General features: G+C 58.3%; 7 protein-coding genes. 5 read left to right on the top strand and 2 right to left on the bottom strand.

Annotation, left to right across the window (positions count from 1 at the left end; genetic code table 11):
* The first annotated feature begins 256 nt into the window (after positions 1 to 256).
* Positions 257 to 3,583: a diguanylate cyclase gene (locus C7387_RS02285; RefSeq protein WP_120816711.1), complete on the top strand. Its 3,327-nt coding sequence runs from the start codon at positions 257 to 259 to the stop codon at positions 3,581 to 3,583.
* Here C7387_RS02285 and alkA read toward each other — a convergent pair.
* Positions 3,576 to 4,424 (bottom strand): DNA-3-methyladenine glycosylase 2, encoded by an 849-nt coding sequence (alkA, locus tag C7387_RS02280; RefSeq protein WP_120815950.1) that lies wholly within the window; start codon positions 4,422 to 4,424, stop codon positions 3,576 to 3,578. The genes C7387_RS02285 and alkA overlap by 8 nt on opposite strands.
* Positions 4,425 to 4,572: 148 nt before the next feature.
* Here alkA and yegD point away from each other — a divergent pair, with 148 nt between their 5' ends.
* On the top strand, positions 4,573 to 5,925 hold the full coding sequence (gene yegD / locus C7387_RS02275; protein ID WP_120815949.1) for a molecular chaperone: 1,353 nt from the start codon (positions 4,573 to 4,575) through the stop codon (positions 5,923 to 5,925).
* Between the two features lie 102 nt (positions 5,926 to 6,027).
* Here yegD and C7387_RS02270 read toward each other — a convergent pair whose 3' ends face one another.
* Positions 6,028 to 6,087 carry a type I toxin-antitoxin system Ibs family toxin gene (locus C7387_RS02270; protein WP_072062224.1) on the bottom strand — a complete coding sequence of 20 codons (60 nt, stop codon included), beginning with the start codon at positions 6,085 to 6,087 and terminating at the stop codon, positions 6,028 to 6,030.
* 276 nt (positions 6,088 to 6,363) lie between these two features.
* Between C7387_RS02270 and C7387_RS02265 the strand changes: the two genes are divergently transcribed.
* Genes C7387_RS02265 through mdtC form a run of 3 tightly spaced genes read left to right on the top strand, consistent with a single transcriptional unit; the run spans position 6,364 to position 13,808 of the window.
* A complete protein-coding gene (locus C7387_RS02265) occupies positions 6,364 to 7,608 on the top strand; it encodes an MdtA/MuxA family multidrug efflux RND transporter periplasmic adaptor subunit (protein WP_006820779.1) in 1,245 nt (414 codons plus the stop codon).
* Positions 7,608 to 10,730: an MdtB/MuxB family multidrug efflux RND transporter permease subunit gene (locus C7387_RS02260; protein WP_006820780.1), complete on the top strand. Its 3,123-nt coding sequence runs from the start codon at positions 7,608 to 7,610 to the stop codon at positions 10,728 to 10,730. Before C7387_RS02265 ends, C7387_RS02260 begins: the two co-directional genes overlap by 1 nt.
* A complete protein-coding gene (mdtC, locus tag C7387_RS02255) occupies positions 10,731 to 13,808 on the top strand; it encodes a multidrug efflux RND transporter permease subunit MdtC (protein WP_006820781.1) in 3,078 nt (1,025 codons plus the stop codon).
* Position 13,809: the final 1 nt, after the last annotated feature.

Below are 13,809 nucleotides of genomic sequence, written 5' to 3'. Positions count from 1 at the left end.
GATACCAGTGAAGCTTACGGCGAGTCGCACAGGCTGTGCACAAACGCGCAATAACTGACTAATAGCAAATTTTTATGACTACATTTAAAGCAGGCCTGGCGAACTTTCCACGGCGTAAGTGTTTAATATCTTAAGAATGACAAAATATGAGCGCCCACTGCAGGAATTGTAAAGTGTTTGTATTAGAATGGGTAAGATTAACACCACAGACGTCCGGGCTTGCTCCTGGCGAGAAAGCATTGCGGATGAAGCGCTAATGAATAAAACCTACCAGCGTGTATTAGTCGCTCCAAATCGCCCTTTACTGCATCTCGTCAGTCTGGGGTTGATAACCTTTATCTTTACCCTTTTCTCGCTCGAACTGACGCGTTTCGGGGCGACGCTGGCACCGCTGTGGTTCCCAACCTCAGTGATGATGGTGGCGTTCTATCGTCATGCCGGGAAGTTCTGGCCGGGGATCGCGGTGGTGTGTTCGCTCGGCAACGTGCTTGCCTCAAGCATCCTGTTCCCTCCAACAGCCCTGAACCTGGGCTACACCACCATCAATATCATCGAAGCGGTCGTCGGCGCGCTGCTGCTGCGCAAACTGCTGCCGATGTACAATCCGCTGCAAAATTTAAACGACTGGATACGACTCGCGTTTGGCAGCGCCGTTGTGCCGCCGCTGGTAGGTGCCCTGCTGCTGCTGATGTTCTTCCCGGGCGAACGACCGCTGGAGTCGGTCTTTATTTGGGTACTCTCCGAGGCCATCGGCGCGCTGGCCCTGGTGCCGCTGGGGCTGCTGTTTAAGCCCCACTATTTACTGCGTCACCGCGATCCGCGGCTATTACTGGAAACGCTGGTGACCCTTGCCGTCACGCTGGCGCTCAGCTGTCTGTCCATGCTTTGGCTCCCCTGGCCGTTTACCTGCATCATTGTGTTGTTGATGTGGAGCGCCGTGCGTCTGCCGCGCATGGAGGCGTTTTTGATTTTCCTCTCCACGGTCATGATGGTCTCGCTGTTGATCGCCGCCAACCCCGGGATTCTGGAAACCCCGCACCAGTATGCGCTTGATAACGCCGCCTGGATGCCGTTTTTGATGATCCTGTTGCCAGCGAACGTGATGACGATGGTAATGTACGCGTTCCGCTCAGAACGCAAACACATCACCGAGAGCGAAGAGCGTTTTCGCAACGCCATGGAGTATTCCGCTATCGGCATGGCGCTGGTTGGCACCGAAGGGCAGTGGCTTCAGGCGAACAAAGCCCTGTGCCGCTTCCTCGGCTATACCCAGGACGAGCTTCGCGCACTCACTTTCCAGCAGTTGACCTGGCCGGAAGATTTAAACAGCGACCTGGAGCAGCTCGAGCAACTCGTTAACGGCGATATTCAAAGCTATTCGCTGGAAAAACGTTATTACACCCGCAAAGGAGATGTGGTGTGGGCGATGCTGACCGTCTCTCTGGTGCGCCACGCCGACGGTACACCAATCTATTTTATCGCCCAGGTCGAAGATATTAACGATCTTAAACATACCGAGTGGGTCAATAAACGGCTGATGGAGCGCATCACTCTCGCCAATGAGGCCGGGGGCATCGGCATCTGGGAATGGGAGCTCGAACCGGATGTGATCAGCTGGGATAAGCGCATGTTTGAGCTTTACGACGTGCCTTCACATCTCAAGCCGACCTGGGAGCTGTGGTACAACTGCGTGGTGGAAGACGATCGTGACCATGCGGAAAGTACCATCCGTAACGCACTGAGCAACCGCTCGCCGTTTAAGCTCGAGTTCCGTATTCACGCCCGGGACGGCGTACGCCACATTCGTTCACTCGCTAACCGGGTGCTGAATAAGAATGGCGAGGTCGAGCGCCTGCTCGGTATCAATATGGATATGACCGAGGTTAAACAGCTGAACGAGGCCCTGTTCCAGGAAAAAGAGCGTTTACACATCACCCTCGACTCCATCGGCGAAGCGGTGCTTTGTACCGACGTGGAGATGAACGTCACCTTTATGAACCCGGTGGCGGAGAAAATGAGCGGCTGGAGCCAGGAGCAGGCGCTGCGTCAGCCGCTGCTGAACGTACTGCGTATTACCTTCGGTGACGCAGGCCCGATGATGGAGAATATCTACAGCGGCGACTTCTCTCGCTCTGATATTGAACAGGATCTGGTCCTGCACTGCCGCAACGGCGGTAGCTTCGACATTCATTACAGCATTACCCCTCTCAGCACCCTGGACGGGCAAAATATCGGTTCGGTGCTGGTTATCCAGGACGTAAGCGAGTCGCGCAAAATGCTGCGCCAGCTGACCTACAGCGCTTCTCATGATGCGCTGACCCAGCTTGCCAACCGCGTCAGCTTCGAAAGTCATCTGAAACGGCTTCTGCATACGGTTTATGAGAACCACCAGCGGCACGCGCTGGTATTTATCGATCTCGATCGCTTTAAAGCGGTCAACGACACGGCGGGCCACGCCGCCGGTGATGCCCTGCTGCGTGAGCTCTCGGCGCTGATGCTCAACATGCTGCGTACCAGCGATGTATTAGCACGCCTCGGCGGCGATGAGTTCGGTTTGCTGCTGCCAGACTGTAATATTGAGAGTGCCCGCTATATCTCCGGACGCATTATCAAAGCTATCAATGATTATCACTTCCTGTGGGAGGGCCAGCACCACCGTATCGGTGCCAGCGCCGGGATAACCCTCATCGATGAGAATAATAATCTGGCAACAGAAGTGATGTCGCAGGCGGATATAGCCTGCTATGCCTCGAAAAATAACGGCCGCGGCATGGTCACGGTCTATTCGCCTCAGCAGGAAAACCTGGTGCCGCGCAGCATGATGTCGCAGGAAGAGAAGTGGCACATCATCAAAGACAATCACCTGGTCTTCATGGCGCGCAGCGTGGCTTCACCACGTGTGCCGGAGGCGAGTCATTTCTGGCTGTTGTCGCTGCGTCTGTGGACCAGCGAAGGCGATATGGTGGAAGAGCGCGCGTTCCGCCAGGGCCTGACAGAGAGCGAGCAACTGCGGGCGCTTGATAGCCGTGTATTGCAGCTGTTTTTCCACGAGTGGTCAGCCAGAGTGGCGGCAAAAGGCATCAGCGTTGCGCTGTCGCTTTCTACTGCCGGCCTGGCGCGCCCGGCGCTGATTGACGATTTGCTGAACCAGCTGAACCAGCGCCAGATCCCTGCCCGGCTGCTGCATTTTATTATCGACAGCGAAGTGATGCTCAGTGAAGAAACCCTGGTTCGCCAGGGTATTGGCCGCCTGCGCGAAGCAGGATGCAAAATTATCCTCAATCACATAGGGCAGGATCTGGAGGTCTTTAACCAGCTGACGCCGGAAATGGCCGACTATGTCCTGCTGGATCCCGACACCATTCTGAATGTGCATCTCAATCTGATGGATGAGATGCTGGTGACGATCATCCAGGGACACACGCATCGTCTGGGGATGAAAACCATTGCCGGACCAACGAACGAGTCGCTGGTCATGGATACGCTCTCCGGCATTGGCATCGACATGATCTACGGCGACACCATTGCGCAAAATCAGCCGCTGGAGCTGGTGCTCAGCAGCAGCTATTTCGCCATCAACTAGCGTCGGGTACCCAGCCCTCGGTGTACCAGATGTGCAGCAGCGCATAGGAGCGCCAGGGCTGCCAGCGTTCAGCGTAGCGACGGATTTGCGCGGGAGTCATGCCGGGGAAACGCTGCTTGATAAGATAATCATCCGGAAGAAACACATCCTTCGCCTGCCAGCCGCGCAGAGCAAAGTAGTTAGCCGTCCAGCGGCCAATCCCCGGAAAAGTTTGCAGGGTTTTCATCGCCAGCTCCACATCGGCAGGCGCTCGCAAAGGCAGCACACCGGAAATCGCCGCCTGCGCCAGATGGATAAGCGCTTCTGCCCTTTTCACCGGCATCCCGAGCGCCTTTAACGCCAGCGGTTCGGCCTTCACCAACTGTTCCGGCGTGGGGAAGCAGTAAAAACCCGGCGCCTCTTCCAGAGCATCACCGCACAGCTGCACCACTTTACCGGCAAGCTTCGCCGCCATCGCCACGCTCACCAGTTGCCCGAGGATCGCGCGAACGCCCTGTTCAAACGCATCCATTGCCCCAGGCAGGCGCAGACCGGGACGTGCTTCGCCAAGCGTTCCCAGCGCCTGTGCCACCTTCTGCGGCTCACAGTGGAGATCGAACAGCTGCGCAATACGCGCCAGACATTCCGTTGCCACCGGATGCAGCCCTTCGCTCAAGGTCACTCGCAGCAAATGCGCGGCGGCGTCCGGTTCGAGTGTAATTAACCCGCGGTGGCCATCGAGCGAGAAACTGCGCATGTAGCGCCCGTCGCTGAACACCTCAACGCCTTCTACGGCACGCATTTCCAGAAAGCCAAACATCCATGCCCAGTCATAGGGGGGCTGCCAGCGCAATGTGTACATATTCGCTCCTCCGTCAGTCGCTCAAGCATAACGGGCCGCACGGGAAAACGCTTTGCTTTTATATTCACCCTCTCTCACGTTGCAGTTGTCGTGCGTGCCGCAATCCGCTAAAGTCGCCCCCCTTCTTCACTGGCATGGGGATAGTGACATGTTTATTGGTTTTGATTATGGAACAGCCAACTGCTCCGTCGCGGTCATGCGCGATGGTCAACCGCAGCTGTTAACCATGGAAAATGGCAGCACCCTGCTGCCGTCAATGTTGTGCGCTCCCACGCGTGAAGCGATTAGCGAATGGCTGTACCGTCATCACGACGTGCCTGCCACCACCGATGAGACGCAGGCACTGCTGCGCCGGGCTATCAGCTACAACCGCGATGAGGATATCGAGGTACTCAGCAACAGCGTGCAGTTTGGTTTGTCGTCGCTGAAGCAGTATATGGATGACCCGGAAGAGGTCTGGTTCGTTAAATCACCGAAGTCGTTCCTCGGCGCCAGCGGCCTGAAGCCACAGCAGGTAGCTCTGTTTGAAGATCTGGTCTGCGCCATGATGCTGCATATTCGCCAGCAGGCGCAGGCGCAGCTGCCGGAAAGCATTGATCAGGCGGTGATTGGCCGTCCGATCAACTTCCAGGGGCTGGGCGGTGATGAGGCCAACCAGCAGGCTCAGGGGATCCTCGAACGTGCCGCACATCGCGCGGGTTTCCGTGACGTTATCTTCCAGTACGAACCGGTCGCGGCGGGGCTTGATTTCGAGGCCACGCTGATCGAAGAAAAACGCGTACTGGTGGTGGATATCGGCGGTGGTACCACCGACTGCTCGCTGCTGTTGATGGGGCCGCAGTGGCGAAATCGTCGCGACCGTGAGCACAGCCTGCTGGGCCACAGCGGTTGTCGTATCGGCGGTAACGATCTGGATATCGCCCTGGCGTTCAAATGCCTGATGCCGCTGCTCGGTATGGGGGGGGACACCGAAAAAGGGATCGCCCTGCCGGTCCTCCCATGGTGGAACGCGGTCGCAATTAACGACGTACCAGCCCAAAGCGATTTTTACAGCACCGCCAACGGTCGCGCCCTGCGCGATATGATTCGTGACGCGCGGGATGCCGATAAGGTGGCGCATCTGCTGAAGGTCTGGCAGCAGCGTCTTAGCTACCGGCTGGTGCGCAGCGCCGAGGAGAGCAAAATTTCCCTCTCCGGGCGTGAAGCCTGTACCGCCGAGCTCCCGTTCATCAGCGCAGGTCTTGCCACCGATATCAACCAGATGGGGCTTGAGAGCGCGCTGAATCAGCCGCTGGCGCGCATCCTTGAGCAGGTGCAGCTTGCCCTTGATAACGGTAAAGAGCGCCCGGACGTCATTTACCTGACCGGGGGGAGCGCCCGCTCGCCGCTTATTCGTAAAGCGCTCAGCGAACAGCTGCCGGGGATTGAGATTGCGGGTGGTGACGACTTCGGTTCCGTTACCGCCGGTCTTGCCCGCTGGGCTCAGGTCGTGTTTGCCTGAAATCGCGAGCGACCTCGTAAAAGCGGGGATTGACTCCGCTGCTTTTTCGTCCTAACGTGGAAGGTACAAGGGAAAGGGAGGAATTATCCTCCCCCTGGTGTCTTAGTAAGCTGCGAAACTTATGACTAAGAGTATCACCAGTATGATGACTAACTTCATCATATGCCCTTTCCTTCTGTTAGCCCCTTCCTCGGGAGGGGCTTTCCCGTTTCAGCCCTTTGCTGAAATCCTTTCCAGCCCGACCTCCTTGCCGTTACGCACTTTACCGCGCCCCGAATTTATACCGAACGCCTTTCCTTCAGGCTTGCGAACCTCCTCGTAAAAAGCTGTTCTCAGACGATTCCAGACCGTCTTTCATATTTCCTCCATTTTTTCGCTGAGTTAGCTGACTAAACTAGTATCATCGCTGCAACGTTTCAGGATGAGATACGAAAGACTATGAAAGCCAGTCATAAAACCCGCTGGGGAGCCGCCATTGCGGTGATTGCTGTGGTGCTTGCTGCCGTCTGGTACTGGCAGAGCCGTAGCCCTGCGGAAAACACTACTGCCGCGGCGCCTGGGAAAAGTGCGTCTGCCGGTCGTCATGGCGGCCGCTTTGGCGCGGCACTCGCCCCCGTTCAGGCCGCGACGGCCACCAGTGAAGCCGTTCCCCGCTATCTCACCGGCCTTGGCACCATAACCGCTGCCAATACCGTGACGGTGCGCAGTCGCGTCGACGGTCAGCTTATGACTATCAACTTCCAGGAAGGGCAGCAGGTGAAAGCCGGTGCGCTGCTTGCCGAAATCGATCCCAGCCAGTTCAAAGTAGCGCTGGCACAGGCTCAGGGGCAGCTCGCAAAAGATAACGCCACCCTGGCCAACGCCCGTCGCGATCTGGCGCGCTATCAGCAACTGGTGAAAACCAACCTGATTTCACGTCAGGAGCTCGACACCCAACAATCGCTGGTCAGTGAAACCGAAGGCACGATCAAAGCCGATCAGGCAAGCGTTGCCAGCGCGCAGCTGCAGCTCGACTGGACGCGCATTACGGCCCCCATTGATGGCCGCGTCGGCCTGAAGCAGGTAGATATTGGCAACCAGATTTCCACCAGCGATACCACCGGTATTGTGGTGTTGACCCAGACGCATCCCATCGATCTGGTCTTTACGCTTGCAGAGAGCAATATCGCGACCATCGTGAGCGCACAAAAAGCCGGGAAAACCCTGACGGTAGAAGCCTGGGACCGTACCAACAAACAGAAGCTCAGCAGCGGAACGTTGCTGAGTCTTGATAACCAGATTGATACCACTACCGGCACCATCAAGCTGAAAGCTCGCTTTGATAACCAGGACGACGCCCTGTTCCCCAATCAGTTCGTGAACGCCCGCCTGCTGGTAGATACCGAGCAGAATGCGGTCGTCATCCCCACCGCTGCGCTGCAGATGGGTAACGAAGGAAACTTCGTCTGGGTGCTTAACAGCGACAATAAGGTCAGCAAGCACAGCGTGACGCCGGGGATCCAGAATAGCCAGAAGGTGGTGATTAGCGCCGGGCTTTCCGCCGGTGAACGCGTAGTGACCGACGGTATCGATCGTCTGACCGAAGGTGCAAAAGTGGAAGTGGTTGAAGCCCACAGCGCCACGGCAACCCCTGAACAGAAAACGCCAGCGCAGGGAGCAGCGGATAAGGGAGCACGTTCCTGATGCACGTATTACCCCCGGACAGCACCGGCGGCCCGTCCCGCCTGTTCATTCTGCGTCCTGTCGCCACTACGCTTTTGATGGTGGCTATCCTGCTTGCCGGGATCATCGGTTACCGCTTTCTGCCGGTCTCTGCCCTGCCAGAGGTCGATTACCCGACCATTCAGGTCATCACGCTGTACCCTGGTGCCAGCCCGGATGTCATGACCTCCTCGGTGACAGCTCCTCTGGAGCGTCAGTTCGGTCAGATGTCTGGCCTGAAGCAGATGTCTTCCCAAAGCTCCGGTGGAGCCTCGGTGGTGACGCTGCAATTCCAGCTGGCCCTGTCGCTGGACGTTGCCGAACAGGAGGTGCAGGCCGCGATTAACGCCGCCACCAACCTGCTGCCGTCTGACCTGCCGAACCCACCCATCTACAGCAAGGTTAACCCGGCCGATCCGCCTATCATGACGCTCGCGGTCACCTCCACGGCGATCCCGATGACCCAGGTCGAAGACATGGTGGAAACCCGGGTCGCGCAGAAGATTTCCCAGGTCAGCGGCGTGGGTCTGGTGACGCTTGCCGGTGGTCAGCGTCCGGCGGTCCGCGTGAAGCTCAATGCCCAGGCAATTGCCGCCCTCGGCTTAACCAGCGAAACCATCCGCACTGCGATTACTAACGCTAACGTCAACTCGGCGAAAGGTAGCCTCGACGGCCCGGCGCGCGCGGTCACGCTCTCCGCCAACGATCAAATGCAGTCGGCGGAAGACTATCGCAAACTGATTATTGCTTATCAGAACGGCGCACCGGTACGCCTGGGCGACGTCGCAACCATTGAACAAGGGGCAGAAAACAGCTGGCTCGGCGCATGGGCGAACCGCCAACAGGCTATCGTGATGAACGTACAGCGCCAGCCGGGGGCTAACATCATCAACACCGCCGACAGTATTCGTCAGATGCTGCCGCAGCTCACCGAGAGCCTGCCGAAATCGGTGACCGTGAAGGTGCTTTCCGACCGTACCACCAACATTCGCGCGTCGGTTAACGACACCCAGTTCGAGCTGATGCTGGCGATTGCCCTGGTGGTGATGATTATCTATCTGTTCCTGCGCAACGTGCCCGCCACCATTATTCCGGCCGTCGCGGTACCGCTGTCGCTGGTGGGCACCTTCGCGGTGATGGTGTTCCTCGACTTCTCCATCAACAACCTGACGCTGATGGCGCTGACCATCGCCACCGGATTCGTGGTTGACGATGCTATCGTGGTCATCGAGAACATTTCCCGCTATATCGAAAAAGGCGAAAAACCGCTGACGGCGGCGCTGAAAGGTGCCGGAGAGATCGGTTTTACGATTATCTCGCTGACCTTCTCGCTGATTGCGGTACTGATCCCACTGCTGTTTATGGGCGATATTGTGGGCCGTCTGTTCCGCGAATTTGCGGTCACCCTCGCGGTCGCAATCCTCATTTCGGCGATTGTTTCGCTGACCCTGACCCCGATGATGTGTGCCCGCATGCTGAGCCACGAATCGCTGCGTAAACAGAACCGTTTTTCTCAGGCGAGCGAACGTTTCTTTGAACGGGTTATTGCGGGCTATGGTCGCTGGCTCGCGAAGGTACTGAATCACCCGTGGCTGACGCTCGGCGTGGCGCTCAGCACGCTGGCACTGTCCATTCTGCTGTGGGTATTTATTCCGAAAGGCTTTTTCCCGATACAGGACAACGGCATCATTCAGGGCACGCTGCAGGCGCCGCAGTCAGCGTCGTTTGCCAGCATGGCTCAGCGCCAGCAGCAGGTGGCGGATATCATTCTTAAAGATCCCGCGGTGGCCAGCATGACCAGCTTTGTGGGGGTCGATGGCACCAACCCAACGCTCAACAGCGCACGGCTGCAGATAAACCTTAAACCGCTGAGCGATCGCGACGACCGGGTACAGACGGTTATCCGCCGTCTGCAACAGTCGGTTGACCGGGTTCCCGGCGTTGACCTGTATTTGCAGCCAACCCAGGATCTGACCATCGACACCACCGTCAGCCGCACTCAGTATCAGTTCACGCTGCAGGCCAACTCGCTGGATGCGCTGAGTACCTGGGTTCCGCAACTGATGGCGCAGCTACAGGCGCTACCGCAGATCTCCGACGTCAGCAGCGACTGGCAGGATAAAGGACTCGAGGCCTATGTTAACGTCGACCGCGACAGCGCCAGCCGTCTTGGCATCACCATGGCAGACGTCGATAACGCCCTGTATAACGCTTTTGGACAACGCCTTATTTCCACCATCTACACCCAGGCAAACCAGTACCGGGTTGTGCTGGAGCACGACACCCGCGAAACGCCAGGGCTGTCGGCGCTCGATAATATTCGTTTGACCAGCAGCAGCGGCGGTATTGTCCCGCTGAACGCCATTGCTAAAGTGGAGCAGCGCTTTACCCCGCTGTCGATTAACCACCTCGACCAGTTCCCGGTGACCACTATTTCCTTCAACGTCGCGCAGAACGCATCGCTTGGCGAAGCGGTAGATGCCATTCTGAACGCCGAGAAGACCCTGAACCTGCCGGCCGATATTCGTACCGAGTTCCAGGGCAGTTCGCTCGCCTTCCAGTCGGCGCTTGGCAGCACCGTCTGGCTTGTCGTGGCGGCCATTGTGGCGATGTATATCGTGCTCGGCGTGCTGTATGAGAGCTTTATCCATCCGATAACTATTCTCTCGACGCTGCCGACCGCCGGGGTCGGAGCCCTGCTGGCGCTCATGATCTCCGGCAGCGAGCTCGACGTTATCGCCATCATCGGGATAATTTTGCTTATCGGTATCGTTAAGAAAAACGCCATCATGATGATCGACTTCGCGCTTGCCGCCGAACGTGAACAGGGTATGCCGCCGCGTGAGGCCATCTATCAGGCCTGTCTGCTGCGTTTTCGCCCGATCCTGATGACCACGCTTGCCGCCCTCCTCGGTGCGCTGCCGCTGATGCTCAGCACCGGCGTCGGCGCAGAGCTGCGCCGCCCGCTGGGGATCGGCATGGTCGGCGGTCTGCTGGTCAGCCAGGTATTAACACTGTTCACCACGCCGGTGATTTACCTGCTGTTCGACCGTCTGTCGCTGTACCTGAAAAGCCGCTTCCCGAAGCGTGAAGAGGAGGCGTAAGTGAAGTTTTTCGCCCTCTTCATTTACCGCCCGGTGGCGACAATCCTGATCTCACTCGCCATCACCCTCTGCGGCGTGCTGGGGTTCCGGCTGCTGCCGGTCGCCCCGCTCCCGCAGGTGGATTACCCGGTCATCATGATCAGCGCCTCGCTGCCGGGGGCGGCACCAGAGACCATGGCCTCGTCGGTGGCCACACCGCTGGAGCGCTCGCTCGGGCGCATTGCCGGGGTCAATGAAATGACCTCCATGAGCTCGCTTGGCAGCACGCGTATTATTTTGCAGTTCGACCTTACCCGCGACATCAACGGTGCCGCCCGCGACGTGCAGGCGGCGATCAACGCCGCGCAGAGCCTGCTGCCCACCGGTATGCCAAGCCGTCCGACCTATCGTAAGGCCAACCCTTCCGATGCGCCGGTGATGATCCTGACCCTGACGTCCGATACCTACTCCCAGGGCGAGCTGTACGACTTTGCCTCCACCCAGCTGGCGCAGACCATTTCACAGATAAGCGGCGTCGGTGATGTCGATATAGGCGGCAGTTCGCTCCCGGCGGTGCGGGTCGATCTCAATCCACAAGCGCTGTTTAACCAGGGCGTGTCGCTCGACGATGTCCGCACTGCTATTACCAACGCTAACGTGCGTAATCCACAGGGTGCCATCGACGATGCCTCCCAACGCTTCCAGCTCGCCACGAATGATGAGCTGAAAAAAGCCAGTGAGTATCAGCCGCTGATTGTCCACTACAACAACGGAGCGGCCGTTCGCCTGAGCGATGTCGCCACGGTCAGCGACTCGGTGCAGGACGTGCGTAACGCCGGGATGACCAACGCTAAGCCGGCGATCCTACTGATGATCCGCAAATTGCCGGAAGCCAACATCATCCAGACCGTTGACGCCATCCGCGCCCGCCTGCCGGAGCTGAAGGCAACCATTCCCGCAGCCATCGATTTACAGATTGCTCAGGACCGCTCCCCGACCATCCGCGCTTCGCTGGCAGAAGTTGAGCAGACGCTGGTGATTTCGGTGGGGCTGGTCATTCTCGTGGTATTCCTGTTCCTGCGTTCCGGCAGAGCGACGCTCATTCCCGCGGTGGCGGTACCGGTGTCGCTGATTGGCACCTTCGCGGCGATGTATCTGTGCGATTTCAGCCTCAACAATTTGTCGCTGATGGCGCTGACCATTGCCACCGGTTTTGTGGTCGATGATGCCATCGTGGTGCTGGAGAACATCTCCCGCCATATTGAAGCCGGGATGAAGCCGATGCAGGCAGCGCTGCAGGGGAGCCGTGAAGTTGGCTTCACCGTGCTGTCGATGAGCCTGTCGCTGGTGGCCGTGTTCCTGCCGCTGCTGTTGATGAGCGGTCTGCCGGGGCGGTTATTGCGCGAGTTTGCGGTGACCCTTTCCGTTGCCATCGGTATTTCACTTGCCGTATCGCTGACCCTCACACCGATGATGTGCGGCTGGATGCTGAAAGGCCGCAACGCCCACCAGCCGACCCGTAACCGCGGCTTTGGTCGCCTGCTGGTGGCGCTCACCGGCGCTTACGGGCGCTCGCTGAAATGGGTGCTTAACCATACGCGACTGGTTGGCGTGGTGCTGCTTGGCACCATCGCGCTCAACGTGTGGCTGTACATCGCTATCCCAAAAACCTTCTTTCCGGAGCAGGATACCGGGGTACTGATTGGCGGGATCCAGGCCGACCAGAGCATTTCCTTCCAGGCAATGCGCGGCAAGCTGCAGGACTTTATGAAAATCATCCGCGACGATCCGGCGGTGGATAACGTCACCGGCTTTACCGGGGGCTCGCGGGTGAACAGCGGGATGATGTTTATCACCCTCAAGCCGCGCGACCAGCGGCATTTGTCGGCTCAGCAGATTATTGATCGCCTGCGTAAAAAACTGGTGAAAGAGCCGGGCGCCAGCCTGTTTTTAATGGCGGTGCAGGATATTCGCGTGGGCGGACGCCAGGCGAACGCCAGCTACCAGTACACGTTGCTGTCGGATGATTTAAGCGCCCTGCGCGAGTGGGAGCCGAAAATCACCCGGGCGCTGTCGGCCCTGCCGGATCTGGCGGACGTCAGTTCTGACCAGCAGGACAACGGCGCCGAGATGGATCTGGTGTATGACCGTGACACCATGTCGCGGCTCGGCATCAGCGTGGAGGCGGCCAACAGCCTGCTGAATAACGCCTTCGGCCAGCGGCAGATATCCACTATCTATCAGCCACTGAACCAGTACAAAGTGGTGATGGAAGTCGATCCGGTTTATACCCAGGACATCAGCGCCCTGGATAAAATGTTTGTAATTAACAGCGAAGGTAAATCCATTCCGCTTTCCTCGTTTGCCCGCTGGCAACCGGCCAACGCGCCGCTGTCGGTCAACCATCAGGGGCTTTCGGCGGCGTCGACGGTCTCTTTCAACCTGCCGACCGGGAAATCGCTTTCGGATGCGACCACCGCCATTGAACGGACGATGACCCAGCTTGGCGTGCCGTCGAGCGTGCGCGGCAGTTTCGCCGGTACTGCGCAGGTGTTCCAGGACACCATGAAATCTCAGGTGATCTTAATTCTCGCCGCCATTGCCACGGTGTATATCGTGCTTGGGATACTGTATGAAAGCTACGTCCACCCGCTGACTATCCTCTCTACCCTGCCCTCGGCGGGGGTTGGTGCGCTGCTGGCGCTGGAGCTGTTCGGCGCGCCGTTCAGCCTGATTGCGCTTATCGGCATCATGCTGTTGATAGGGATAGTGAAGAAGAACGCGATAATGATGGTGGACTTTGCGCTTGAGGCCCAGCGCACCGGCAACATCACCCCGGAAGAAGCCATCTTCCAGGCCTGCCTGCTGCGTTTTCGTCCGATCATGATGACGACCCTGGCGGCGCTGTTTGGTGCCCTGCCGCTGGTGCTCTCCGCCGGAGATGGCTCAGAGCTGCGTCAACCGCTGGGGATAACCATTGTCGGCGGGCTGGTGATGAGCCAGCTGTTAACGCTCTACACCACCCCGGTGGTGTATCTGTTCTTCGACAGACTCGGGGCGCGTTTCTCCCGTCGTACTCCTGAAACGGTGAACGAATAGT

It is taken from the genome of Yokenella regensburgei, from assembly GCF_003634235.1.
In the GTDB taxonomy this organism is placed as follows: Bacteria; Pseudomonadota; Gammaproteobacteria; order Enterobacterales; family Enterobacteriaceae; genus Yokenella; species Yokenella regensburgei.
This window is presented reverse-complemented; position numbering and strand designations above follow the sequence as displayed.

What these genes read in the sequence shown, in the direction of transcription:
- C7387_RS02285 (WP_120816711.1), top strand. Translation starts at nt 257, where the DNA reads ATGAATAAAACCTACCAGCGTGTATTAGTCGCTCCAAATCGCCCTTTA.
- C7387_RS02260 (WP_006820780.1), top strand. Translation starts at nt 7,608, where the DNA reads ATGCACGTATTACCCCCGGACAGCACCGGCGGCCCGTCCCGCCTGTTC.
- C7387_RS02265 (WP_006820779.1), top strand. Translation starts at nt 6,364, where the DNA reads ATGAAAGCCAGTCATAAAACCCGCTGGGGAGCCGCCATTGCGGTGATT.
- alkA (WP_120815950.1), bottom strand. Translation starts at nt 4,424, where the DNA reads ATGTACACATTGCGCTGGCAGCCCCCCTATGACTGGGCATGGATGTTT.
- yegD (WP_120815949.1), top strand. Translation starts at nt 4,573, where the DNA reads ATGTTTATTGGTTTTGATTATGGAACAGCCAACTGCTCCGTCGCGGTC.